Raw genomic sequence first — 24,541 nt, forward strand, 5'->3', positions numbered from 1 at the left:
ATCCTGTCAGACATAACCTAAAGTTATGATATCAAGCCCTGCCTGACGGCGGGGCTTCATCCGTTTTATTAATCCGCACTCAGTGAGCCAGATATGCATCAAGAGTTACTGCCGAATATCGTTACTTTTCTGCAATCCATGTCACCATTCGATCAGCTCAAAACTGAAACCGTCAATCAGATAGCGCATTCGGTCGAAATCCTTTATCTCGGGCAGAATGAATACCTTGATTCGCACCAATCGGCGCAGCAACAATTCCTGTACCTGATCCGGGCTGGCGTGATTGAACAACGTTATCAGGATGGCAGCCTGCGTTCCCGTCTTGGCAGTGATGACATCTTTGGCTTAAGCCAAAACCACCACCAACCGGAATACCGCGTTGTGGCACTGGAAAATACGCTGCTGTACCGGATTAATTATGCATCTTTGCTGGAAAAAGTGGCGGACTACCCGCAAGTTATAGCTCAGCTTGCGCCTAATATCCCCACCCGTCTGGCCCACTCAACCCATCGGCCGGTCACCGAGAGCGCTGACACTATTTTTCTGCAACCGGTCAGTCAATTGCTCAACTCAAAGATTGCGATTGTTTCACCGGATACCACGATTCAGCAGGTTGCACACCGGATGCGGAACGAACTGCGCAGTTCATGTGCGGCGATTGTCGATGAGCAACAAAAACTGATTGGCCTGGTGACAGATAAAGACATGACCAAACGGGTCGTGGCCCAGGGCTGGGATGTCCAACAACCGATATCTTCCATCATGACCACGCACCTTCACACGGTAAACCGCCGCGATCTGGTCTTGAATGCCACTGAGTTGATGATGCAGCATCACATCCAGAATATTCCGGTCGTCGACGATAACTTTGCCATTGTGGGCATCATTACCCCACAGCAACTGATCCAAAAACACAGTATTCAGGCGGTGTTTCTCAACGAAAAAATTCGCCAGGCCGATTCGGTTGTAGCTCTGAGCGAACTAGGCACGGAACGCAATGCGCTGTTTTGTGCCTTGGTGGAAAGCGGTGTTTCCAGTGACATCATCAGCCAGGTCATGACACGGATTTACGATGCGTTTACCTGCCGCCTGCTGGAGCTGGCTGAGCAACACCTCGGCACGGCGCCGTGCGCATTCAGCTGGATTGCAGCCGGCTCCCATGCCCGACATGAAGTCCATCTTGGTTCAGATCAGGATAATGCCCTGATCCTTGCTGATTATGTAACAGAGAGCGACAAAGCCTATTTCAGCCATCTGGCGATGTACTTGTGTAAAGGGCTGGATCAGTGTGGCTATGCATTATGTAACGGTCGCTTTATGGCCGTGACCCGGCAATGGTGTCAGCCGCTGCACATCTGGCAGGAGTACTACCGCAAGTGGTCACGGGCGCCGGAATATGACCAGTTACTCAATCTGAACGTGTTTATTGAAATTCGTCATATCGCCGGTGATCAGAGCCTGTTTGCCGCCCTTGACAGCCAGCGCCAACAGCAGATCAGTGCCAATCCGAAACTGATGGCTGCGCTGGTAACCAACACACTGCGCACCCGTCCGCCGCTTGGTATCTTCAACAATCTGGTCCTTAAAAAAGATGGCCTCAGCGGAGAAAAAACACTCGATATCAAACACGCGGCTCTGAGCTGCCTGGTTGACATGGCGCGTATTTACGCGCTCAGTGCCGGCGGTCAGATGCAGGACACCCTGTCTCGCCTGCAATTTGCCGAGCAACATTCGCTGCTCAGCCACTCCTCTTATCAGGACTGCCTGGGGATTTATCACTTTGTCACCGACCTGCGTAACCAGCATCAGGTTGATGCGCTGCGCAGCGGTCGTCCAGTCAATAATTTGCTGCAGCCGGATCGGTTTGGAAGCTTTGAACGCCAGCATCTCAAAGACGCATTCCGGATCATCTCCGGCTTACAAGATGCAATGCGGGTCAAGTTCGGACAATAAGATGTTAAGCAGAATCGCAACATCATCGTTGCTGCGCCAACTGGAACAGCAACGTCAGCAGATACTCAATGAGAGCACGCACCTGCCGCCATACCTGCAATCCTGGTTACGCCACCCGCTGCCCCAGGCCGATTATGATGTACGCCAGCAACCGATACTGGCGCTGGATATTGAGACCACAGGTCTGGATGCCAGCAGCGACCAGATTGTCAGTATTGGCTGGGTACCTGTCATCAACAACATTATCCGTTTGTCGGGCGCGCAGTACTTTTTAGTGAAACCGTTATCACAAAATCATCACCAACAGGCCCGGATTCACCATATCCTGCCGCAAATGCAACAGCAGGGGATACCACTGCCGCAAGCAATTGAGGTACTATTTACTGAGTTAAAAGGTAAAGTGTTACTCGCACACGGTAGCGTGATTGAACGGCAATTTATCCGGCAATTCACTCAGTTACAAGGCTGGCCCGAGTTACCATTAATCTGGCTGGACACACTGAAAATCGAACAAACTTACCGTCAATTCGCTTCCCACACTGCGCCTCACCGGGCGATTAATGACTGGCGACTGAGTGCAATGCGCCAGCGTTATAATCTGCCCGATTATCAGGCGCATCATGCACTGTCGGACGCCATTTCGACCGCAGAACTCTATCTGGCCCAACAAAAACGTCTGTATGCCAAAGAGTATGTTCCATTAGAAACAGTGTTGAAAGCGTCCGGGTAATACCGATGTACGAACCGCGCCCTGCCCGGCTCCCACAACAGCTAACAAGAAAGGTTTACAGCCCATGGCAACCATCAAAGACGTAGCAAAGGCCGCCGGCGTATCCGTCGCCACCGTATCGCGCGTGATCAATAAATCACCGAAGGCGAGTAAGGCGTCGATTGACGCAGTCACTAAAGCAATGAGTGAGCTTGGCTATCGCCCCAATGCCGCCGCGCGGGCTCTGGTCAGTCAGAGTACCCAGACTATGGGAGTGCTGGTATCGGATGTGTCTGACCCGTTTTTCGGCACCCTGGTCAAAGCCGTGGATACCGTGGCACGCCAGCACGGAAAACATCTGCTGGTTGGTAATGGTTACCATAATCCCGAAGATGAGCGCCGTTTCTATCGAACTGCTGATCAACAACCGTTGTGATGCGCTGGTGATCCACGCTAAAGCGCTGAGTGATGCCGAACTGATTGCCTTTGCGCAGGAAGCGCCGGGCATGGTGATCATCAACCGCTTTATTCCCGAACTGGCCGAGCGCTGCATCTATCTCGACAACCACAAAGGTGCGCATCTGGCGACGGATTTTCTCATTCGCCAGGGGCATAGCAAAATCGCTTTTATCGCTTCCAGCCATCAGATCACCGATGTGGACGAACGGCTGAGCGGTTATCATGATGCGCTGCAGGAGCATGGCTTAGCCCAGCCTGACAGCTATGTTGAATATGGCGATCCGAGCAGTGAAGGTGGTGAGCAGGCGATGCTCAATCTGCTCAGTAAAGGACTTGATATCAGTGCTATCGTCGCTTACAACGACAATATGGCCGCCGGCGCCCTGTCAGTGATGGAGGAAAACGGCATTGCGGTTCCGCAGCAGATCTCGATTGTCGGCTTTGATGACGGACTGATTGCGCGCTACGTCAAACCGCGCCTGACCACAGTGCGTTATCCGATTCAGATGATGGCGGAAAACGCCGCCCAGCTCGCCCTGTATCTGGCTAAACAGCCGACGGAAGCGGACACCAGTCCGAAACGCTATTCTCCGACCATGGTCAAGCGTGATTCCGTCGCCGTGGCGTTGGCAGATTAAGCGACCGGCGACATCCGCGCCCAGCCAAGAAAACACCCTGCCAAAACGCTCACTGACAAAGTGAGCTTTTTTGTTCTGGCAGGCAGGCCACGTACCGATTGTGCGCGCAACAGCACCTGATGAATCATAAAAAAACCCATGATCAACAACCTTGCCACACGCACTGCTTTCTCCCCCCGAAAAGGCAGTTCGCGCGCCGCGCCACTCCCTACAAGTAAACGCGACTATGCTCAAGATGTTGCCATGGGTAACTGGCTATGAAAAACCGAAAATCATCGCCGGGGCATTAGCACCGGCAGCTTATCAACACTCGACCAGGCCGGCCCCTGCTTTGGCTTGGCAGACATAAATACTCTCTTTCAGTCCGGTCGCGGCCTGGTATTGCTGCGCGACGGCGACGTTAACGGCGTCCACCAGCGCAGGTGGAACCAGCGCAACCACACAACCGCCAAAACCACCACCGGTCATACGCACGCCGCCCTGTGTACCGATCACCTGTTTTACAATGTCGACCAGCGTATCAATTTCACTCACGGTGATTTCAAAATCATCACGCATTGAAGCATGGGACTCGGCCATCAGTTTCCCCAACTCCACCATGTCTGCATTACGCAGCGCCTGCGCCGCCTGCAGAGTCCGGGCATTTTCGCTGATCACATGACGGGCGCGCTTGGCCACCATTTCATCGAGCCCGGCACCGCGGGCATTAAACTGCTCCATACTGACATCACGCAGAGCTTTAACACCGAACCACTGCGCGGCCTGCTCACACTGCTGACGACGGGTGTTATATTCGCTGTCGACCAGCCCGCGCTGCTTGTTGGAGTTAATGATCACAACGGCCATATCCTGCGGCATTGAAACCGCCTCGGTTTCCAGGCTGCGGCAATCAATCAGCAGAGCATGATTATCCTCGCCCTGAGCGGAAATCAGCTGGTCCATAATGCCGCAGTTACAGCCGACAAATTCGTTTTCTGCCTGCTGACCATTAAGCGCAATCTCAGCTTGTGACAGCGGCAACTGATACAGCTCTTTAAAGGTCTGACCGATCACCACTTCCAGTGCCGCTGAGGAACTCAGCCCTGCCCCCTGTGGAACGTTGCCGCTGACCGCCAGATCAATCCCGCGGAAAATCTGACCGCGCTCGCGCAGGCAAAGCACAACACCACGGATGTAGTTGGCCCACATTTTGTCATCCACAAAACGGATATCACCGTCGAGGGTAAATTCGTCCATCTGGTTGTCGTAGTCACAGGCAACGACACGTACTACATTGTCATCGCGTTTTTTCGCCGCCACGACAGTCTGATAGTCGATGGCGCACGGCAGTACAAAGCCGTCATTGTAATCGGTATGTTCACCGATCAGGTTGACCCGCCCCGGAGCTTGAATAATATGGCTTGGCTGACAGCCGAAACGCGGCGTGAAAAGACGCGCTTACCGTGTGTTTAAGATCAGACATCATTAAATTCTCTTTGGTTAAAGACGGCGCTTGAAAGCACGCCGTACCGACTAATCAGGCTTGTTCTTTATAGTGGATGTCCGCGACATCACGCAGACGCTGCGCCGCCTGTTCCGCGGTCAGATCACGCTGAGTTTCAGCCAGCATTTCATAACCGACCATGAACTTACGCACTGTGGCGCTGCGCAGCAGAGGCGGATAGAACAGTGCATGTAACTGCCAGTGTTCGATATCGGTTCCGGCGCTGAAAAACGGCGCATAATGCCAGCCCATCGAATACGGGAAAGAGCACTGGAACAGGTTATCGTAACGACTGGTCAGTTTTTTAATTGCCAGCGCCAGATCATCACGTTGCTCATCGCTCAGTTCATTCATGCGCCGAACATGGGTCTTGGGCAGCAGCATGGTTTCAAACGGCCAGGCAGCCCAGTAAGGCACCAGTGCCACCCAGTGCTCTGTTTCCACCACGATGCGTGAACCGTCAGCCAGCTCTGCCTGAACATAATCCACCAGCAGGTTAGTACCGTGTTGCTGGTAATAGGCTTTGAGGTTGGCTTCTTTACGCTCAATTTCATTGGGTAAGAAGCTGTTGGCCCAAATCTGGCCATGCGGGTGTGGCTGCGAACACCCCATGGTTTCACCCTTGTTCTCAAACGCCTGCACCCAGAGGTACTCTTTACCCAGCTCTTCAATCTGCTCATTCCAGGTATCAATCACGGCGCGAATTCCGGCAACCGGAAGCTCCGGCAGGGTTTTGCTGTGATCCGGAGAAAAGCAAATTACCCGGCTCAAACCGGTCACACCCTGAATTTTAAACAGCGGACTGTCCGACTGCGGAGCTTGCGGTGAATCCGTCATTAACGCCGCAAAATCATTATTGAACACATAAGTCCCCGAATAATCCGGGTTCACATCGCCCGAAATCCGGGCGTTGGTCGGACAGAGAAAACAGTGCTGATCATAGCTCGGTAACAGGGCGGTAGACGGTGTTTCGTCCTGACCGCTCCACGGGCGCTTGGCACGATGGGGAGAGACCAATACCCATTGTCCGGTCAGAGGGTTATAGCGACGGTGCGGATGATCCACCGGATTAAATTCAATATTTGTCATCTGTGATTACCTAAACAATGTATGGGCCGTTAGTCCTGATAACCTTGCGGGTTTTGTGACTGCCAGCGCCAGGTATCTCTGGTCATTTCAGCCACACTGCGTGTTGCCTGCCAGCCCAGTTGCTGAAGGGCTTTGTCGGTACTGGCCCAGCATTCGGCAATATCACCGGGACGACGCGGGCAGATCTCATAAGGTACCGGCTGACCACATGCATCGCTGAACGCCTTGACCATATCCAGCACACTAGACCCTTTACCAGTACCGAGGTTAAAAATATGCAACCCGGCCTCAGAGCCGACTTTATCCAGTGCCGCAATATGGCCATCGGCCAGATCCATCACATGGATATAGTCACGCACACCGGTACCGTCAGGCGTGGCATAGTCATCACCGAACACCGCCAGTTTGTCACGGCGCCCGACGGCAACCTGGGCAATAAATGGCATCAGGTTGTTGGGAATGCCTTGCGGGTCTTCGCCCATGCTGCCAGACGGGTGAGCACCGACCGGATTGAAATAACGCAGCAGAGTGATACTCCAGTCCGGCTCAGCGGCAAACAGATCCGTCAGACACTGTTCCACCATGTATTTGCTGCGTCCGTACGGATTGGTGGTGGCACCGGTCGGAGACGATTCAGTGATCGGCACTTGTTGCGGGTCGCCGTATACTGTCGCAGATGAACTGAAGACCAGGCTTTTCACTCCGGCTTTGCGCATACTGCGCAGCAGAAACCAGCGTGCCGTTAACATTATTGTCGTAATACTCAATCGGTTTGCTGACCGATTCCCCGACCGCTTTCAGACCAGCAAAATGGACTACCGCCTTGACTGACGTCTGGGCAAACACCGAATCCAAAAACTCTTCATCGCGAACATCGCCGACAAAGAAACGCGGGCGCACGCCGGTCAACGCTTCTATCCGGTTAAGTACTTCTGCCTTGGCATTACACAGATTATCGACAATCACCGGCGTCATACCGGCCGCTATCATCTGTACACATGTGTGGCTGCCGATGTATCCCATACCACCTGTAATAAGAACGTTCACCTGTCACCTCTTGTTCGTTGTCTGTTGACTATGGGTTGCAGTTTATCCTCAATCTAAGCGCACTTTCTGTGACTCTGCTCTCAAGGTGTAAACGTTTCCACAAATTTGGCAATAAATGGCTTAAGGAAAAACTGGGAGTGTTAAAACAAGGGGTCAGGAAAAGAGATAGCGTTTTCACCACCATACTTATCAGAGTCGTTAAACAGGCTTTACTCAGCGTCTCGGGGCAGAGTCCGGGCGCTCTTATCTGCGAAGAAACGACTAGCAGGACGGACACCCTAAAACCCCCTAAAGGGGACACACACCATAAACACGGCAACGGCGGAAATGAAAAAAATGCGCCGTCCTGGCGGACGACGCATCTTGGTCGGGTCGGACTAGCGACCGTGTTCAGGCACTGAAACCCAGACTGGCAGCGATAGCCGTTTTGCGATCCAGTACCCACTGACTGTCGAACGGCCCCCAATCAGACAGCTGGTAATAGCCATCGTTATGACGTCGGCCATCCTGAATGAACATCAATTCAATACCGATCCCCGGCAGTGCTTTGATCACATCCTGGATAGTACGCCGCGGCCAACCGGTCTTCTCAATCAGTTTGGGAACATTCGGTCGCTCAAGACTCTCCACCAGCAAGGCTAAATACAGGCGCCTTGCAAATACAGGACTCAATTCCATTGATAACCTCCTAATTATGCTAAGCACATTATTTCTGTTTTGCAGCTCAAGGTGTTGAGTTCGATCAATAACTCGCTAATCGCCACCGCCCAGTGAATAATTTTTCAATTCACGAAAATAGTTTCATCACACTTTTGTCAGAAGGAAGCCTTCCTGTTACGATTTGGCAAACATCATAATAAGCAGTATTCAAAGGATTCCTATGACCATCACTATGTACGGTATTCCCAATTGCGACACGATTAAAAAAGCACGCAAATGGCTCGAAGCACAAGGTGTGGATTATCAGTTTCACGACTATCGTAAAGATGGCGTCAACGCTGATCTGGTGAGCGAATTTTGTCAGGCTCTCGGCTGGGAAAATGTGCTCAACAAACGTGGCACTACCTATCGTCAACTGACACAAGAACAGAAAGATAGTCTTAATCAGGACAACGCTATCCCTTTGCTGGTTGAACAACCAGCGATGATCAAGCGCCCGGTTCTGCGTGTCGATGGTCAGCTCCATATCGGTTTTAAAGCCGAACAATACGCTTCTCTTTTCTCTTAAATACAAGGATTTCAAGGATGACAGACAGCCCAGTTTCTGGCTCTCGCAAAAGATTTAATCAGCCGCCAGTCTGTGACCCCGCTCGATGCGGGTTGTCAGGACGTGATGATCGAACGTCTTAAAGCACTCGGTTTTGAGATTGAGATGATGGTGTTTGAAGACACCACCAATTTCTGGGCGCGCCGCGGCAGCGAAGCGCCGCTGTTTGCTTTTGCCGGTCACACTGACGTCGTACCTGCCGGACCGCTGGCGCAATGGCATACGCCTCCGTTCGAACCGACCGTTATCGACGGCCACCTGCATGGCCGTGGCGCAGCAGATATGAAAGGCTCACTGGCCTGTATGGTGGTAGCCGTGGAGCGCTTCATCGCTGAAAATCCGGATCACAAAGGCTCAATCGCCTTCCTGATCACCTCTGACGAAGAGGGCCCGTTTATCAACGGTACCACGCGTGTGGTCGATACCCTGATGGCGCGTGACGAGAAAATCGACATGTGCATCGTCGGCGAGCCATCCAGCACGCTGCACGTCGGTGACGTGGTGAAAAACGGTCGTCGCGGATCTATCACCGGCGATCTGACGGTCAAAGGAACCCAGGGCCACGTCGCCTACCCGCACCTGGCCAATAACCCGGTTCATCAGGCACTGCCTGCCCTGGCAGAACTGGCCGCGACCACCTGGGATGAGGGCAATGAATACTTCCCGCCAACCAGCTTCCAGATCCCGAATCTGCATGCCGGTACCGGCGCCTCAAACGTGATTCCAGGCGAGTTTAATGTTCAGTTTAACTTCCGTTTCAGTACCGAACTGACCGATGAAGAGATCAAACGTCGCGTACACTCAACTCTGGATGCGCACGGTCTTGAGTACGATCTGAAATGGACACTGAGCGGTCATCCGTTTCCTGACCGATACTGGTGCTCTGCGCGATGCGGTTGTTAAAGCGGTCAGTGAAGTCAATCATCAGCAGCCGCAACTGCTGACCACAGGCGGAACTTCAGACGGCCGTTTTATCGCCCGCATGGGAGCGCAGGTCGTGGAGCTGGGTCCGGTTAACGCCACTATCCACAAAGTAAACGAGTGCGTGAACATCGCGGATCTAGAAAAACTGACCGACATGTATCAGAAAACTCTCGAGAACCTTCTCGCGCAATGATGACTGCGGAGCAGCTGACCGGGCAAACCGAGTCACACCTGACCGAAGTCGTGGTGGGCCAGAAAGCCTTTCTGGTCCACCCACAGGTCAGCGCCGATTTACTGGCGTTGAAACAAGCTGCCGATGCGGCCGGCTTTAATTTCAATATTGCCAGCGGTTTTCGCTCGTTTGAACGTCAGCTCGCGATCTGGAACCGTAAGATGAACGGCGAAGCGGTGATCCGCGATGCCGATAATCAGCCGTTAGATACGGCGCGGTTATCGCAAGGTGAAAAGGCGCAGGCTATCCTGCGCTGGTCCGCCCTGCCCGGCGGCAGCCGTCATCATTGGGGCAGTGATTTTGACGTTTTTGATCGTCATGCCCTGCCCGAGGGACAAACGCTGCAACTTGAGCCCTGGGAGTACTTAGAAGCCCATCAGCGGCCTTTTTATCAATGGCTGCAACGCAACCTGCACCGCTTCGGCTTCTTTTTCCCCTACCAGCAACATGGCTCCGGAGTGGCATTTGAACCCTGGCATATCAGCCACCGTACGACCGCACGTGAATGTCTGAGTGCTCTCACGCCGCAGATGCTGGATCAGCAGTTAGAACAGGCGCCCATTTTGGCGAAACAGTGGGTGCGCGAACACCTCAATCAGATCTACACTCAATATATTATCCATATTTGCGATAGTGACTGAGATGATAGACTTCTTACTCAATCCCTGGGTTATCACCCTGCTGGTGATCTTTGTGTTCGTGGGCAATATTGCCGCATTGAAACAGACGGCCAATACGGTCAAGTTCGGTGAAAAGCGGCCAAAAAGCGAGCTCGACAAGCTCAATGAACTGGATAAAGCGCGCCACGGAGAACCAGCAGCGCAGCCCGGCTCAGCACAAGACCAGGCCAGTGAGGATAAACGCTCACACCGTGATAAAGTGCAGTAATAAAGTGCAATGACAGTAAAAAGGGACGCGTCAGCGTCCCTTTTGTTTTTAATCACGATGTCACGCTCATAAAGGCTTTATTGCGCTTTACTACGCTCTGAAATCGCCGCCAGCACCGGCATCATCTCTTTCAACAGCGCTTCTTCAACCGGTTTACCCGCTGAATCTGTCACGTTGATTGACGTGCGGTTACCCAAATCACCAAACAGGAAGGTGTAAGTACCAGCCTTAAGATTCATTGGTTTCACACCGATTTGCTGCCAGAAACTCATCATCCGGCGCGGCATATTTAGCCTTGATCGTACCTTGCGACTGGTTACGTTCTTCCAGAGTAAAGCCCATTCGAGGCAGCAACTCCGGCAGTCGAGGCCACAAAACATTATAAGGAGAGCGAGCAATAATGACCGGGAAGCCACTGCGGTCAGCACCCATAGAGATCGGGATCTGTTTCACCAGCTCCTGAGCTTTACGCTCCGCTTCCGCACGCACTTCCTGATCGTAACGAGCGGTCACCAGGTTGGTCATCAACACGCTATAACGTTCTTTATTAGTCATAGAGACCGCCTGACGTTCACCAGCCTGTTGCCAGTCGACCAGGGCAACCGAGAAACCGTAACGGTTATTCGCTTCAACCCGGCTCAGCTCGTAACGGCTGCCGATTTCGGCATCTTCATCTTCCGAGACCCAGTTCACCCAGTCGGTTTCAACTTGGGTGTCTGATTGCTGACGCGCTTTGATTTTATGCTCACGCATCATCATCAGCGCAGTCTGCCACACTTGATCGGCTTCATCTTTACGGATCATCCACAAAGTGACTTTGCCATTCTGGCTTTCGGCTCTGGCGCCCGGAATCAGTTCCAGCACCTGTTGCGGAGGACGAATATCGACCACAGTGCCGACACCACCTTTGAAATCACCTTGAGGAATATCGTAATCGGGATAAAACTGCGGCGTTGCCCCTTCCGGCAATGCCCACTGTTTAAAATCTTTGGTCTCTAGATAGGCAAAATCATCTTTGGCCTGGCGGCGTTGCGTTGGGCTGCTTGAACAGGCACTCAACACCAAAACAGCCAGTGACCCAACCACCAGCTGACGCGATAACTTCATTGAAACTCCTAAAATGTACCGGGGTATGAAAACCCCGGCATTGTACTGGATAGTGCCTTAGAAAATACAGGCTTCTGTCATTGCTTGGGCAACAAGTGGACGAGCTTGTTCAGAGAGTTCCGTTAAAGGTAGACGCAGATCACCTTCTGCAATCAGACCCATTTTGTGAGCCGCCCATTTAACCGGAATCGGACTGGACTCAACAAACAGACCTTTGTGCAGCGCCATCAGACGCTGGTTAATCACTTCAGCTTCTTCAAACTTACCTTCCAGCGCCAGACGCATCATTTTTGCCATGTCTGCAGCTGCAACGTTGTTGGTCACCGAAATGACCCCCTGACCACCCAGTTTTACAAACTCGAGGCCGGTCGCGTCGTCACCACTGAGCAGATCGAAATCTTTACCACACAGTTCACGGTGCAGGGCAACACGGCTCAAATCACCTGTTGCATCTTTGAGTGCGACAATGTTTTTTAGTTCCGCAACACGAGCCACTGTTTCTGGTTTCATGTCAACCGCTGTACGGCCAGGTACGTTGTAAAGGATAACCGGAACGTCGGTTTCCTGAGAAATCACTTTGTAATGCTGATACAAACCTTCCTGAGTCGGCTTGTTGTAGTACGGCGTCACACTCAGGTAACCTGAGATGCCGGTATTATTCAGTAGTCGGCTGAACGTCACTGATTCATGGGTTGCATTCGCACCAGTGCCCGCAATGACCGGAATACGCCCGTCGGAAAACTCAACGGTTTTCTCCACAACTTTGACATGCTCTTCGATCGAGAGGGTGGCTGATTCACCGGTTGTTCCCACAGAAACAATTCCGTCAGTGCCAGCATCGATATGGTAATCGACCAGCTTTTTCAGGCTACGATAATCGACCTCACCGTCTGAATTAAAAGGTGTAATTAACGCGACGATACTTCCTGAAAACATGTCTATCTCCCTAGATTGATAACTCTTGCATGGTACTGCATGGCGCTTGAAAAACACAAGGGGGGCAAACCGCTTAAATAGCCCTTATGAGTGAATATTTATCAGATGTCAGACTTTAGACTAATTCTATTCTGTACTGTGCTTTATACACAGTACAAATCACCGGATGTCAAACGGTGGTCATTTGTGCCCAAAGACAACCCTTTCTGCGCTCGATGCGAACCGCAACTTGGTAAAGGCTCTATGCCTGCTTTCCCGACTGTATCATGAAATCACAGCATGCAAAGGATAATTGTCGCGTTATAGAGGGTTTATTTTTATCACTTTCGGCTATGTTAAAATAACGCTTTGTCACCGCACAGAAAAAGACGTTTTGGTGCGCTTTCTCTATACTTTAACTGTGTTAACATGCCGGAAAAATTCAGCGAAGTGATGCTATGACTCAACATTTAGTAATTACCGCAGTAGGAAGCGACCGACCAGGTATCTGTAATCAGGTGATCAAACTGGTGACTCAGGCCGGATGCAATATCATCGACAGTCGTATTGCCTTGTTCGGAAACGAATTTACCCTGATTATGTTAGTGTCGGGCAATGCCAACAGTGTCACTCGGGTGGAAACCTTGCTGCCGTTACTCGGGCAGGAGCAGGAGCTGATCACCATGATGAAACGCACCTCACCTCATGTGAGCCAAAACAACGCTTACATCGTAGACATTTACGTTGAGTCCGATGACAAGCCCGGGCTGACTGAAAAGTTCACCCAGTTTTTTGCCGAACGTAATATCGGTATGGCCTCACTCAGTGCCCAGACCATCGATAAGCAAAAACTTGAAAGTGAACACGACCAGTTCCAGCTCGCGATCACCGCTCATGTGGACGGTAATTGTAATCTGATGCAACTGCAGGAAGATTTTGATGCGGTATGCGATCAATTACAGGTCAAAGGCTCACTGAACTTTATTAAAAACAGTCTCTGAAAAGCAATAAAAGGAAGGATGATGAATACACTAACCGCAGGCTCACCAGCGCCGGCTTTTGCGCTTCCCGATCAGGATGGTAATACGGTCTCTTTGTCTGACTTTGCCGGTAAAAAAGTGCTGTTCTACTTTTACCCGAAAGCCATGACTCCGGGCTGTACCGTCCAGGCCCAGGGAATGCGTGATGTCAAAGCAGACCTGGATGCGCACAATGTGGTCGTTCTGGGTGTCAGCATTGATCCGGTCAAACGTCTGGGCAAATTCATTGAACGCGACAACCTCAACTTCACGCTGCTGTCAGATGAAGACCATGCCGTAGCTGAACAGTTTGGCGTATGGGGCGAGAAAAAATTCATGGGCAAGGTGTACGATGGCCTGCACCGTATCAGTTTTCTGATTGATGAAAACGGCACAATTGAACATGTATTTAATAAGTTCAAAACCAAAGATCATCACGAGGTAGTACTTAATTACCTCAATGAGAAAAATGCATAAATAGTCAAAGGGCCAGTCACAAGACTGGCCCTTTTTTGTATGAAGCTTTACACGATTCAGACAATAAACTTGTTCAGAATGGCGTCTTGCTCACGCACATTTTCTGTCTGGGCCTGCATCGAAATACTCGCCTCTTGCGCAGATTCCGATACCTGAGTCGACAGGTCTTTAATTTTCACCGTATTGCTGTTGATCTCTTCCGCAACCAGGCTCTGCTCTTCCGCCGCAGAAGCAATTTGCATATTCATATCACTGATCTGCTGAATTGACGCGCGGATACGCTGCAGCGCTTCATCCGCCAGCTGCGCTTTTTCCACGGCATCTTCTGCGGTCGACTTGCTCTCTTTCATCGCCACAGAAACGGAACCTGCGCCCGCCTGCAACTGTTCAATCATGCTGCGGATTTCCGTCGTCGATTGCTGAGTACGTTGCGCCAGAGTGCGAACTTCATCGGCAACCACAGCAAAACCTCGGCCAGACTCACCGGCACGGGCCGCTTCAATCGCCGCGTTCAGCGCCAGCAAATTGGTCTGATCGGCAATATCGTTGATCACTTTCAAGATGGTTTCGATATTGGATGTCGCCGATTCCAGACCGCGCACCTCTTCCACCGCCATCTCAATATGAGCGGACAAACGGTCAATCGACTGGGCGGTATCACTCACCACACGTGAACCTTCCACGGTCGCATCGTCGGCTTCTTTCGCCGCTGAAGCGGCCCCTTGGGCGTTATTGGCCACTTCCGTTGCTGTCACCGCCATCTCGTGCATCGCGGTTGCCAACTGCTCAAGCTCCTGCAGTTGATCGCGCATCGCCGCCGCAGAGCCCTGCACTGTTCCCATGGTTTGCTCAGCACCATGCATGATTTCTACGCCAATCGCTTTGGACTGCTGAATCTGCTTTTGCAGTGCTTCGGTAAAGGTATTGAAGCCCTGTGCCAGCTCAGCAAACTCTTTATCGGTGTCCGTACTGAGACGTTTGGTTAAATCACCCTGACCGGACGCGACATCTTTAATCGCTTCATTGAGCGTACCCAGCGGACGCATCAGGAACTTAATCAGCAAGCTCAGGCCGACGATACTCACCAATACGCCAATCACAGTGTAAATGATGCTATTAGTACGCAGCGTATCCACTGCATCGTAAGCCTTATTTTCATCGACAATCGCACCTATGTACCAGTTTTCACTTGGCACCTTGGTGAAGTTGACCATAAACGGATTACCATCAATCTCAATTTCCTGCGTTTCCCGGAATAATGGTGACCTGTGGCAGATAGCTGCTCAGCTTCTCGCCGTTGTTCGCCGTGGTCGGGTGCGCGATAGTGGTGCCATCGGCGGTAACGATGAACAGGTAACCGGCATCGAACAGATTAATGGAGTTGATAAGATCTGCCAGCTTAGTCAGCTCCAGATCGTAGAACATGCCACCGACAAACTGACCGTTGTCAAACACCGGCGTACCGATAGACATAATGGTTTTCTTGGTGGAAACATCAACATACGGCGCAGTCAGCGTTAGCTTACGCTCTTGCTTGGCGGCGATAAACCAAGGGCGTTTACGCGGATCATAATCGCCGCTTGGCTCCCAGCCATCGTCATTTTCAACCACGCTGCCGTCGGCTTGATAGCCAAGACCGACCGCCAGGAAACTGCCTTTCAGTGCCGGTTTTTCCAACACGTTTTTAACGTAAGTGCGGTTCTGCGGATCCAGTTCCAGAACTTCGGTGGTGGACTGAGCCAGCGCCTTTTTACTGGTCATCTGTGCGATAATCGTGTTATTTACCCCGGCAACCATCTCCTTCAGGCTGCTGTTAACCAAAGACTCGACTTCTGTGCGCACTGTGCTCAGCTGCTGAATCGATAACAGCAATATAATCAGTAACAGTAGCGCCGATGAAGCGGCCACAATTTTTTGGCTAAATCTCATATCTTCCCTCAACTCATAAGCTTGTAGCGATTAACTGCAATCAATAAAAAGTCATTTATTATTATTTGATCCATCATTGTGTATATATCGACTAGCCATAACAAAACTTAAGGCCTAACTTAACCGTTAGTTATAATTCAATCAATAATACTTTATTTACATTTTATTCACCGGATAAATTAACGCCCCATCCTACAATGACAGGGCGCCGCAAAATTTAGTGCTGCAATCAGCTCAGTTGCTCCGGTGGATCTTCTTCGGTACTCGGCAGGGCATTCCAGACCGCTTTCACCAGAGTCGCCAGCGGGATAGCAAAGAACACTCCCCAGAAACCCCATAATCCACCAAACACCAGCACAGAGACGATGATGGCAACCGGGTGCAGGTTGACCGCTTCAGAAAACAGCACCGGAACCAGTACATTCCCATCCAGTGCCTGTATAATGCCATAAGCAATCAGCAGGTAGTAAAACTGCGGCGTCATTCCCCATTGGAACAAACCGACCACTGCCACCGGAACCGTCACTGCGGCAGCACCGATATACGGGATCAACACCGACAGTCCGACCGCGACCGCGAGCAGCACCGAATAACGCAGGTCAAGAATAGCAAAAGTGACATAGCTGACACTGCCCACAATCAATATTTCCAATACTTTACCGCGAATATAGTTGGAAATTTGCTGATTCATTTCATGCCAGACTTTGTTGGCCAGCTTACGGTTGCGTGGCAGAAACGCCGCGCACCATACCCAACATTTCCTGCTTGTCTTTGAGCAGGAAGAAGACCAGCAAAGGCACCAGAATCAGGTAAACCGCTAAGGTCGCAATACTGACCAGGGAAGCCAGAGAGCCTTTCACCACGGATTCGCCCATGCCCAACGCTTTATTTTTGGCATTGGTTACAATCGATTCAACGATTTGCAGATTGGCCAGTTCCGGATAGCGCTCTGGAATCATGGCGATGAATTTTTGCAGCCCGTTGTACATATTGGGAATATCGTTAATCAGGTTAACGATCTGCTGCCAGATGGTCGGTACCAGGCCAAACACCGCCAGCAACATCAGACCGGTAAACAGCAGTATAACTAATATCACCGCCAGAGTGCGCGGGATTTTCATTCGGCACAATTGGATCACCGGCCATTCCAGCAGATAAGCCAGTACAATAGCGACCAGCAGAGGGGCAATTAGATGACCAAAGAAATAGATGGTAATAAAACCAAAGAACAGTATCGCCACCAGGCTGACAGCGTGTGGATCGGAGAAACGTCGCTTATACCAACGACTCACCAGTTCAAACATTGGATCCTCTCTCCTTAACTATGTATAGCGAAAAATAACCATCCGCATAGTCACTCTGGCAGGTAAACGGTTGCCGGAGCAAGTAGGCTTCAATATCGCGTTTTGAGTTTGGATCAGACAGCAAAATGGTGGTCGATTCACCAGCATCCAGCTGCACAGTGTGACGTTTGGCAAGTAATAACGCCATAGGGCAGCGCTGCTGACGTAAATCGAGAATATTCGGTTCCATTCTGCGGCTCAATCCTTAATATAGGTGAGATATTGTATAGTCTTTTGCGCGGCGTGCCAGTTTTTCTCTCGGAGAAAAAATCGTTACCTTTCATTACCAAGCAATAGCGAATCGGCAAACCCGCGCAAGATTGACTAATGGTCAAAGGTGCAGCGCTGCTGCCATGCCGGCGCACCTTGTCAGCGTATCAGTCCCGGCCGCCCGCAGGGAAACCATTCCGATGAGACAGTGTCTTAGTGAGAGATGATTTTGGAGTATTACCTGTAGCTATGATAGTCAAACGTACTCGTTCACTGTTATGTCTCTGCCTCGCAGCGGCCCTGGCCGCTCCGGGGCCGAGTTATGCCGACAGCATTGAATTGCCCGACATCGGCACCGTCGCCGGCTCAACCCTGACCATAGATCAGGAACTGATCTATGGTGACGCATACATGCGCATGCTGCGCAATAACCAACCGGTTATCGATGACCCGGTCCTGAACGAATACATCGATGCGCTCGGTCACCGCCTGGTCGCCAACAGCGATGATGTCAAAACGCCGTTCACCTTTTTTATGATTCGCGATCGTAACATTAACGCGTTTGCGTTTTTCGGCGGTTATGTCGCCCTGCATTCCGGCCTGTTCCTGCATGCCCAGTCTGAGAGTGAACTGGCATCGGTGATGGCGCATGAAATCGCCCATGTCACCCAACGTCACCTGGCACGCAGTATGGAAGATCAGGCCCAGCGAACGCCGGCCACCATTGCCGCCCTGGCTGGCTCACTGCTGCTGGCTATCGCAGCCCCGCAAGCGGGTATTGCGGCCATTACCGCCACGACCGCCGGTAATATTCAGAGTCAGATCAACTACACCCGTGCCAATGAAAAAGAAGCCGACCGGTTTGGTATCAGCACGCTGGCCAAAGCCGGTTTTGACGTCAATGCCATGCCACGCTTTTTTGGCCGCCTGGCCGATGAATATCGCTATGCCAGCACACCACCGCCTATGTTGCTGACTCACCCGCTGCCGGCTGATCGTATCACTGACAGCCGAGTGCGTGCCCAGCAGTTCAGCCCGGTTCAGCTCCCGCCGTCGCTGCATTACCATCTGGCGCGCGCTCGTGTGGTTGCCCGTTATGCCGGGATTGACTCAGATGCCGCGCTGGATTGGTTTGAACGCACACAGAAAAAAGCCGCTCCCGAGCTCAAACCGGCCTTTGACTATGGCAAAGCACTGGTGTATCTCGACAGCCGTCGTTTTGATGAGGCAGAACCCCTGCTCAATTCGCTGCTCAAAAGCGATGCCAACAATAATTTCTATCTCGATGCCGTGACCGACCTGTATCTGGCCACGGACCGCGCGACACAGGCAGTCGAACGCCTCAGCAGCGCGCTGAAGCAGAAGCCGAATAACCCGGTACTGGTCATTAACTATGCCAACGCATTGATCAAAGCGGAGCAGTATCCGCAGGCAATACGTACCCTGCAGCGCTACACCCATGACAACCCCAACGATCCCAATGGCTGGCACCTGTTATCCGAGTCCAGTTTCCCTGGGGGGGAACGGTGCCGAAGAACTGGCGGCACGGGCAGAAATCCTCGCGCTGCGAGCCAACTGGAACAAAGCAATTCAGTTTTATACTCAGGCCAGCCAGCTGGCTAAACTGGGCAGTTTGGAACAGGCGCGCTACGACGCACGTATCGACCAGTTGATGGTGCAACGAGAGCGCTTCTTGACGCTGCAATAACCTACTTAAGAGGAAGTTTTTATGTCTGTCGTGATTTATCACAACCCGAGATGCTCCAAAAGCCGTGAAACGCTGGTGCTGTTGCAAACCAACAACATCGACCCACAAGTGGTCAAATACCTCGATGAACCACTCAGCGTAGCCCAGCTGAAAGAGCTGTACGCCCAGTTAGGCCTGAGCCAGGTCCGCGGGATGATGCGTACCAAAGAAGAACTTTATAAAGAACTCAACCTGGCTGACAGCTCACTGTCGGATGATGCTCTGTTTGCCGCCATGGCAGAACACCCTAAGCTGATTGAACGCCCAATCGTGGTTGCCAACGGAAAAGCCCGCCACGGCCGTCCACCGGAGCAGGTACTGGACATTCTATGAGAGTAAAACAGATATGAGCCTGAAACTGGTGGTGCTGTATTACAGCCGCCATGGCAGCACCCGTGCGCTGGCGCGTCAGGTCGCACGTGGTATTGAGTCGGTTGCCGGCTGTGAGGCGGTTCTGCGCACTGTGCCGGAGCTCAGCCCGCAGCAGGGCGAGAGTGAAGATCCGCATCTGACACTCAATGAGCTCAGGCAGTGCGATGGGCTGGCAATGGGCAGCCCGGTCTGGTTTGGCAATATGGCCGCGCCCCTGAAACACTTCTGGGACCAGACTACTCCGCTCTGGCTGAGCGGCGATCTCATCGACAAGCCGGCCTGCGTGTTCACTTCCTCGTCAACTTTGCATGGCGGCCAGGAAACCACACAGCAAAGCATGCAATTGCCCCTGCTCCATCACGGCATGCTGATCCTCGGCATCCCCTATTCCGAGCCGGCGCTGCACACCACCCACTCCGGTGGCACGCCTTATGGCGCCAGTCATGTGTCGGGGCATCAGGACAAACTGAGCGCAGAGGAAAACCAGCTGGCACAACGATTAGGACAACGTCTTGCGCGCATCGCAATCCAACTGAAGGAAAATTCATGAGTGTCGATATGTCTCCCCGCACTGCACTGTTCCGCTGGCTGGCACTGGGCGGAAATTTGGCGTTGCTGGCATGGATAGCACTGTGGCAACTGTCGCTGTCGCCTCATCCGCACATTAATGCGCTGACCCTGGCCATCGCCTGGGTGATCCCTTTGCTGCTGCCACTGCCGGGGATCCTGGCCGGCAAACCGTACACGCATGCCTGGGCCAACTTCATTTTGATGTTCTACTTTTTACATGCCCTGACTCTGCTGTACGTTGATAACGGTGAACGTTTGCTGGCTGTGGTCGAACTGGTGCTGACCTTTGTCGCTTTTATCGGCAATATCCTCTACGCCCGTCACCGTGGCAAAGAGCTGGGCCTGAAACTGACCCGCTTATCAGAGGTGGAAAAACAGGAAAGGGCCAGATTTGATCAGCCACGTAAATAATAAGACAGCACCGCAAATGGCGCAGATGAAGACGCGCAGCTGCTCGTGAAGCTCATGATAGTTACGCTGACGATATACCCTTTCTACTTGAAGCTGCAGCGGTGTTGGCTGCATTTGTTCACCCCAATCACAGTGTCTCTATGCTCATGGGGATTCACTCATTTGCCGCCTACCTGCAACTCCAAGTTGTTTGGGTATAAAAACAGAAGGATGATAAAAACAGAAGACAGTAAAAAAGCGCCAATAGGCGCTTTTTTCTGATGACGAATAGTTACCGACTGCGGCTGACATAACTTGCCACTGTTCGGGCTGCCAGTTTTTATTGCCGCCGACTGTTATTGTTGCCAGCTAAAGTACAACACTGGCAGTGCAGGCAGCAGCGGCTCAGCGATTGGCGCTTGCGCCACAGCCGGTTCAGCCAATACCGGAGCAATCTCTGTTGGGGTTATCGGATCGGCGCTGCTATCCTGCGCCGGAACCGCAACGCCATCAATCTCTGACCCATCAATCACAGATGCGTCATCGGCCAGTGGCTGTGGCGTCACCTCAGGTACAGGCACAACAAGTGGTGCCGGTGGCGCTTCACGCTTACCGACCGCGCCGATACGCAGCGCTTCCTGTTCAAACTCCGCTTCACTGGTCAGTAGATTCACCTTAAAGGTGACTTCATCGCCCTGGATTTTCACTATATCCAGTGACGCTACCGAACTCAGACGCTGTAAATGCTCTTCCAGAGTAAAGAAAGCAATCGCACCACCAATCGGTTTGAAAGCCGCCAGTACCGCTTGTGATGATTCGCCATTCACCACAACCGCACTCTGTTTGGCATAGTAATCGCTCAATTCATCCACCATTTGAGTGGCAGCATCGGCACCGGAAGCTTGTCCGTTGAGCGGTGCTTTGGGTGCAGCCACCATGCGGTCGGCTTGCTGATCATACAAAGTCCAGCGTAAATCTGTGCCCTGGGCGCGCACCACTAAAACCGCATCGGTCGCATAACGCTGGCTGGCCTGGCTGATAGGCCGGGTAAAACCGCCCCACAAATCTGAAATCTGCACACCGGTAATGTCATCAAAATCACCGACCGGCACTGTCAGCGGCAAACCACGTTGCGACGCTGCCGATCTGAGCTGTTGCAGCAGCGCAGAATCACTGTGCTCCCAGGTGATGCTGCGGTCATAGTCTGACTCTTCCACCAGCCACACCAGCAGATTGGCACGCTCCTGCGGCCAGAAACGGCAATTGTGCCTGGGTCAATAAAGAGCGGACATTGGGCGCACTAAAGCCCATGCGCACAACTTTGTCATCACCTTGCTGGGCATAACTGATTTGGTTGAGATATTGTGACGTACGGCCGAGGGCTTTTTGCACCACACTATTATTGGCCGCATCTTTATTGCCGCTGGCGCGGACGATCACTTGCTGCAGTCCGGCAGCACGGGCGGCTTCATCGGCGTTATCCTGTTGCTGATCCAGCACCACTTCCGTTTGATACAAGTTGACTTTTGTCAGGGCAAATGCGGGCAGACTCATCAACCCAATCATCAACCAAGCTAAATAACGCATACTGTTCCTACCTTCCACATCGTGAAGCCTGATGATAAGCAACTCTCCCGCTTCGGGCAAGGCGCGCCCATGGTATGAGGATAAATTTGCTTCCCCCGCCACACCCGGCTTTCGCCGCCTTAGTGATAAAAACCACAAAAACTTTGATCCAGTTTGCATGGCAATCGTTTGCAAAAGTGATAGAATCGCGCGAATTTTGTTTCAGCATCAGGGAAAAAACGATGAAAAATGCCATTCAAGGCGCACAAATGCTATTTGTTGCATTTGGTGCTCTGGTTCTTGTACCGCTTCTGACCGGTCTGGATCCTAACGTTGCACTATTCGGGGCTGGTGTCGGCACCCTTCTTTTCCAAATCATTACCCGCCGCTCCGTTCCTATCTTCCTTGCCTCTTCGTTCGCTTTTATTGCTCCTATTATGTACGGTATCCAGAGTTGGGGTATTGCGGCGACCATGGGTGGCCTGATGGCCGCTGGTGTGGTGTACATTATCCTGGGCGCAGTCATTAAAGTGCGCGGTGTTGGCATCATCCACAAGCTGCTGCCACCGGTTGTGGTTGGCCCGGTGATCATGGTCATCGGCCTGGGCCTGGCACCGGCAGCCGTCAACATGGCACTGGGTAAAACCGGCGACGGTTCAGTCCAACTGGTCAACGGCGATGCTGCATTGTGGATTTCCTGTGTTTCGCTGCTGGTGACTGTGGTCATCAGTGTTTTTGCCAAAGGCTTCTTTAAACTGCTGCCGATTTGTGGCGGTATTGCGGCCGGTTACGCGCTGTCACTTTACTTTGGTGTGGTCAGCTTTGCGCCAGTGCAGCAAGCAGCGTGGTTTGCACTGCCAAACTTCACGTTCCCTGAATTCAATATCAACGCGATCCTGTTTATGATTCCGGTGGCCATTGCTCCGGCGGTCGAGCACGTCGGTGATATGCTGGCCATTTCGAACGTGACCGGTAAAGACTACATCAAAAAACCGGGTCTGCACCGCACCATCGCAGGTGACGGGGTGGCAACCATCGCAGCGACTTTCCTGGGTGCGCCGCCAAACACCACCTACAGTGAAGTAACCGGTGCCGTGATGCTGACCAAAGCATTCAACCCGGTCATCATGACCTGGGCTGCCGTGACGGCTATCATTCTGGCTCTGGTCGGTAAATTGGGCGCGCTGCTGCAAACGATTCCGGTTCCGGTGATGGGCGGTATCATGATTCTGCTGTTTGGTTCAATCGCTACTGTCGGCCTTAACACCCTGATCAAAAATCATGTTGACCTGCACAAATCACGTAACCTGGTGATTGTGGCGATTACTCTGGTCTTTGGTATCGGAGGCATGGCATTCGGCATCGGCGAGTTCAGCCTGCAGGGTGTCAGCTTATGCGGTATTGTGGCGATTATTCTTAACCTGGTTCTGCCACAGGACCTGGGTGAAAACCATGTGGTCGATAATGCCCAAATGGAAGAAGACAACTAATTCGCGTGTATGAACACCGCACGGATTCAGTAAGAATTCACCACAAAACGGCCTCTGCAGAGGCCGTTTTTTATTGGATGCGTATCCGGCTCAGCCCTCGGGCTGACACAACTCCGCGAAGTTGGCCCGGGTCAACAGAGCTAAGTCCTGCGGAGCCAGCTCAATTTCCAGGCCGCGCTTTCCGGCACTGACGCACAAAGTCGGCAGGCGCTCAGCACTGAGATGAATAAAGGTTGGTAAGGCTTTTTTCTGGCCAAGCGGACTGATCCCCCCGACCACATAGCCGGTGGTTTTCTGGGCGATATCCGGGTCAGCCATATCTGCTTTCTTGGCACCTGCCGCTTTAGCCGCCAGCTTGAGATTGAGCTTTTGATCAACCGGGATGATAGCCACGGCCAGATTCTTGGCTTCACCGTTGAGACAGAAACAGCAGGGTTTTAAATACGGTTTTCGGATCCTGACCTAATGCCTGTGCCGCTTCCAGTCCGTAACTGCTGTGGTTGGGATCATGCTCATACTGGTGAATGGTGTGGGCAATTTTCTTCTTCTTGGCAAGATTAATGGCAGGAGTCATGCGAAATAGGTCCTTATCCCCGATAACAAACACAAAAACAGGTGGACTCAATGCCGCCTGCCTGTCCATAAAAGCGGCTCAATTCTGGCAAATTCTGGAAATTGCGCCGCCCAGCGGTTAGTAAAAGGGATTGCACGCATAAC

15 protein-coding genes and 10 pseudogenes are annotated in these 24,541 nt (G+C 52.1%); 14 read left to right on the plus strand and 11 right to left on the minus strand.

The annotated features are described in order from the left end of the window. Nucleotides 1–93: 93 nt before the first annotated feature. The 3 genes and pseudogenes from ABDK09_19535 to ABDK09_19545 all read left to right on the plus strand — a co-directional run bounded on the left by ABDK09_19535 (nucleotide 94) and on the right by ABDK09_19545 (nucleotide 3,759). On the plus strand, nucleotides 94–1,953 hold the full coding sequence (locus ABDK09_19535) for a DUF294 nucleotidyltransferase-like domain-containing protein (GenBank protein XAW89089.1): 1,860 nt from the start codon (nucleotides 94–96) through the stop codon (nucleotides 1,951–1,953). Between the two features lies 1 nt (nucleotide 1,954). Next, nucleotides 1,955–2,683 carry a 3'-5' exonuclease gene (locus ABDK09_19540; GenBank protein XAW89090.1) on the plus strand — a complete coding sequence of 243 codons (729 nt, stop codon included), beginning with the start codon at nucleotides 1,955–1,957 and terminating at the stop codon, nucleotides 2,681–2,683. 64 nt (nucleotides 2,684–2,747) lie between these two features. After that, a pseudogene (locus ABDK09_19545) lies at nucleotides 2,748–3,759 on the plus strand (substrate-binding domain-containing protein). A 303-nt stretch (nucleotides 3,760–4,062) separates the two neighbouring features. Here ABDK09_19545 and galK read toward each other — a convergent pair. From galK to ABDK09_19565, 4 genes and pseudogenes are all read right to left on the minus strand, one after another. After that, nucleotides 4,063–5,160: pseudogene (gene galK, locus ABDK09_19550) on the minus strand (galactokinase). Between the two features lie 115 nt (nucleotides 5,161–5,275). After that, nucleotides 5,276–6,331, minus strand: a complete 1,056-nt coding sequence (locus tag ABDK09_19555; GenBank protein XAW89091.1) for a UDP-glucose--hexose-1-phosphate uridylyltransferase — start codon at nucleotides 6,329–6,331, stop codon at nucleotides 5,276–5,278. A gap of 29 nt (nucleotides 6,332–6,360) precedes the next feature. Further along, nucleotides 6,361–7,378 (minus strand): annotated as a pseudogene (gene galE / locus ABDK09_19560) (UDP-glucose 4-epimerase GalE). A gap of 390 nt (nucleotides 7,379–7,768) precedes the next feature. After that, the gene (locus tag ABDK09_19565; GenBank protein XAW89092.1) at nucleotides 7,769–8,056 is read right to left on the minus strand and encodes a helix-turn-helix domain-containing protein; all 288 of its coding nucleotides are present in this window, start codon (nucleotides 8,054–8,056) and stop codon (nucleotides 7,769–7,771) included. A gap of 202 nt (nucleotides 8,057–8,258) precedes the next feature. On the opposite strand from ABDK09_19565, the gene ABDK09_19570 reads away from it, so the two are divergent. From ABDK09_19570 to ABDK09_19585, 4 genes and pseudogenes are all read left to right on the plus strand, one after another. Beyond that, a complete protein-coding gene (locus ABDK09_19570) occupies nucleotides 8,259–8,606 on the plus strand; it encodes an ArsC family reductase (protein XAW89093.1) in 348 nt (115 codons plus the stop codon). Nucleotides 8,607–8,623: 17 nt separating this feature from the next. Continuing rightward, nucleotides 8,624–9,762: pseudogene (dapE, locus tag ABDK09_19575) on the plus strand (succinyl-diaminopimelate desuccinylase). Continuing rightward, nucleotides 9,762–10,442 (plus strand): M15 family metallopeptidase, encoded by a 681-nt coding sequence (locus tag ABDK09_19580; protein XAW90787.1) that lies wholly within the window; start codon nucleotides 9,762–9,764, stop codon nucleotides 10,440–10,442. The pseudogene dapE and the gene ABDK09_19580 overlap by 1 nt, the downstream one beginning before the upstream one ends. 4 nt (nucleotides 10,443–10,446) lie before the next feature. Next, nucleotides 10,447–10,689 carry a DUF2897 family protein gene (locus ABDK09_19585; GenBank protein XAW90788.1) on the plus strand — a complete coding sequence of 81 codons (243 nt, stop codon included), beginning with the start codon at nucleotides 10,447–10,449 and terminating at the stop codon, nucleotides 10,687–10,689. Between the two features lie 77 nt (nucleotides 10,690–10,766). Here ABDK09_19585 and bamC read toward each other — a convergent pair. After that, a pseudogene (gene bamC / locus ABDK09_19590) lies at nucleotides 10,767–11,796 on the minus strand (outer membrane protein assembly factor BamC). A gap of 57 nt (nucleotides 11,797–11,853) precedes the next feature. Beyond that, nucleotides 11,854–12,732 carry a 4-hydroxy-tetrahydrodipicolinate synthase gene (dapA, locus tag ABDK09_19595; GenBank protein ID XAW89094.1) on the minus strand — a complete coding sequence of 293 codons (879 nt, stop codon included), beginning with the start codon at nucleotides 12,730–12,732 and terminating at the stop codon, nucleotides 11,854–11,856. Nucleotides 12,733–13,169: 437 nt separating this feature from the next. Between dapA and ABDK09_19600 the strand changes: the two genes are divergently transcribed. Both ABDK09_19600 and bcp read left to right on the plus strand, forming a co-directional pair. Continuing rightward, nucleotides 13,170–13,712: a glycine cleavage system protein R gene (locus ABDK09_19600; protein XAW89095.1), complete on the plus strand. Its 543-nt coding sequence runs from the start codon at nucleotides 13,170–13,172 to the stop codon at nucleotides 13,710–13,712. Nucleotides 13,713–13,733: 21 nt separating this feature from the next. After that, nucleotides 13,734–14,207, plus strand: coding sequence for a thioredoxin-dependent thiol peroxidase (gene bcp, locus ABDK09_19605; protein XAW90789.1), 474 nt, complete (start codon nucleotides 13,734–13,736; stop codon nucleotides 14,205–14,207). 56 nt (nucleotides 14,208–14,263) lie between these two features. Here the strand turns inward: bcp and ABDK09_19610 are convergent. The 3 genes and pseudogenes from ABDK09_19610 to ABDK09_19620 all read right to left on the minus strand — a co-directional run bounded on the left by ABDK09_19610 (nucleotide 14,264) and on the right by ABDK09_19620 (nucleotide 17,669). Continuing rightward, nucleotides 14,264–16,136, minus strand: a pseudogene (locus ABDK09_19610) (methyl-accepting chemotaxis protein). Nucleotides 16,137–16,365: 229 nt separating this feature from the next. Continuing rightward, nucleotides 16,366–17,440 (minus strand): annotated as a pseudogene (locus ABDK09_19615) (AI-2E family transporter). Beyond that, on the minus strand, nucleotides 17,433–17,669 hold the full coding sequence (locus tag ABDK09_19620) for a sulfurtransferase TusA family protein (GenBank protein ID XAW89096.1): 237 nt from the start codon (nucleotides 17,667–17,669) through the stop codon (nucleotides 17,433–17,435). Before ABDK09_19620 ends, ABDK09_19615 begins: the two are co-directional and overlap by 8 nt. A 269-nt stretch (nucleotides 17,670–17,938) precedes the next feature. Between ABDK09_19620 and ABDK09_19625 the strand changes: the two are divergent. The 4 genes and pseudogenes from ABDK09_19625 to ABDK09_19640 all read left to right on the plus strand — a co-directional run bounded on the left by ABDK09_19625 (nucleotide 17,939) and on the right by ABDK09_19640 (nucleotide 20,789). Further along, nucleotides 17,939–19,397, plus strand: a pseudogene (locus ABDK09_19625) (M48 family metallopeptidase). A 21-nt stretch (nucleotides 19,398–19,418) separates the two neighbouring features. Then, nucleotides 19,419–19,769: an arsenate reductase (glutaredoxin) gene (gene arsC, locus ABDK09_19630; GenBank protein XAW89097.1), complete on the plus strand. Its 351-nt coding sequence runs from the start codon at nucleotides 19,419–19,421 to the stop codon at nucleotides 19,767–19,769. Between the two features lie 13 nt (nucleotides 19,770–19,782). Then, the gene (wrbA, locus tag ABDK09_19635) at nucleotides 19,783–20,358 is read left to right on the plus strand and encodes an NAD(P)H:quinone oxidoreductase (GenBank protein XAW89098.1); all 576 of its coding nucleotides are present in this window, start codon (nucleotides 19,783–19,785) and stop codon (nucleotides 20,356–20,358) included. Continuing rightward, nucleotides 20,355–20,789: a DUF2069 domain-containing protein gene (locus tag ABDK09_19640; protein XAW89099.1), complete on the plus strand. Its 435-nt coding sequence runs from the start codon at nucleotides 20,355–20,357 to the stop codon at nucleotides 20,787–20,789. The genes wrbA and ABDK09_19640 overlap by 4 nt, the downstream gene beginning before the upstream one ends. 335 nt (nucleotides 20,790–21,124) lie before the next feature. Here ABDK09_19640 and ABDK09_19645 read toward each other — a convergent pair. Beyond that, nucleotides 21,125–22,355 (minus strand): annotated as a pseudogene (locus tag ABDK09_19645) (DUF2066 domain-containing protein). A gap of 221 nt (nucleotides 22,356–22,576) precedes the next feature. On the opposite strand from ABDK09_19645, the gene ABDK09_19650 reads away from it, so the two are divergent. Continuing rightward, a complete protein-coding gene (locus ABDK09_19650; protein XAW89100.1) occupies nucleotides 22,577–23,824 on the plus strand; it encodes a uracil-xanthine permease family protein in 1,248 nt (415 codons plus the stop codon). A gap of 90 nt (nucleotides 23,825–23,914) precedes the next feature. Here the strand turns inward: ABDK09_19650 and ybaK are convergent. Beyond that, a pseudogene (gene ybaK / locus ABDK09_19655) lies at nucleotides 23,915–24,398 on the minus strand (Cys-tRNA(Pro) deacylase). Between the last annotated feature and the right edge of the window lie 143 nt (nucleotides 24,399–24,541).

It is taken from the genome of Vibrio sp. CDRSL-10 TSBA, assembly GCA_039696685.1.
Lineage (GTDB): Bacteria > Pseudomonadota > Gammaproteobacteria > Enterobacterales > Vibrionaceae > Vibrio.

Bases quoted from the DNA above. Each gene is read 5' to 3' on its own strand.
- ABDK09_19555 (XAW89091.1), bottom strand. From the start codon at position 6,331: ATGACAAATATTGAATTTAATCCGGTGGATCATCCGCACCGTCGCTAT.
- ABDK09_19565 (XAW89092.1), bottom strand. From the start codon at position 8,056: ATGGAATTGAGTCCTGTATTTGCAAGGCGCCTGTATTTAGCCTTGCTG.
- ABDK09_19600 (XAW89095.1), top strand. From the start codon at position 13,170: ATGACTCAACATTTAGTAATTACCGCAGTAGGAAGCGACCGACCAGGT.
- wrbA (XAW89098.1), top strand. From the start codon at position 19,783: ATGAGCCTGAAACTGGTGGTGCTGTATTACAGCCGCCATGGCAGCACC.
- ABDK09_19570 (XAW89093.1), top strand. From the start codon at position 8,259: ATGACCATCACTATGTACGGTATTCCCAATTGCGACACGATTAAAAAA.
- arsC (XAW89097.1), top strand. From the start codon at position 19,419: ATGTCTGTCGTGATTTATCACAACCCGAGATGCTCCAAAAGCCGTGAA.
- ABDK09_19580 (XAW90787.1), top strand. From the start codon at position 9,762: ATGACTGCGGAGCAGCTGACCGGGCAAACCGAGTCACACCTGACCGAA.
- bcp (XAW90789.1), top strand. From the start codon at position 13,734: ATGAATACACTAACCGCAGGCTCACCAGCGCCGGCTTTTGCGCTTCCC.
- ABDK09_19540 (XAW89090.1), top strand. From the start codon at position 1,955: ATGTTAAGCAGAATCGCAACATCATCGTTGCTGCGCCAACTGGAACAG.
- ABDK09_19620 (XAW89096.1), bottom strand. From the start codon at position 17,669: ATGGAACCGAATATTCTCGATTTACGTCAGCAGCGCTGCCCTATGGCG.
- ABDK09_19650 (XAW89100.1), top strand. From the start codon at position 22,577: ATGAAAAATGCCATTCAAGGCGCACAAATGCTATTTGTTGCATTTGGT.
- ABDK09_19535 (XAW89089.1), top strand. From the start codon at position 94: ATGCATCAAGAGTTACTGCCGAATATCGTTACTTTTCTGCAATCCATG.
- ABDK09_19640 (XAW89099.1), top strand. From the start codon at position 20,355: ATGAGTGTCGATATGTCTCCCCGCACTGCACTGTTCCGCTGGCTGGCA.
- dapA (XAW89094.1), bottom strand. From the start codon at position 12,732: ATGTTTTCAGGAAGTATCGTCGCGTTAATTACACCTTTTAATTCAGAC.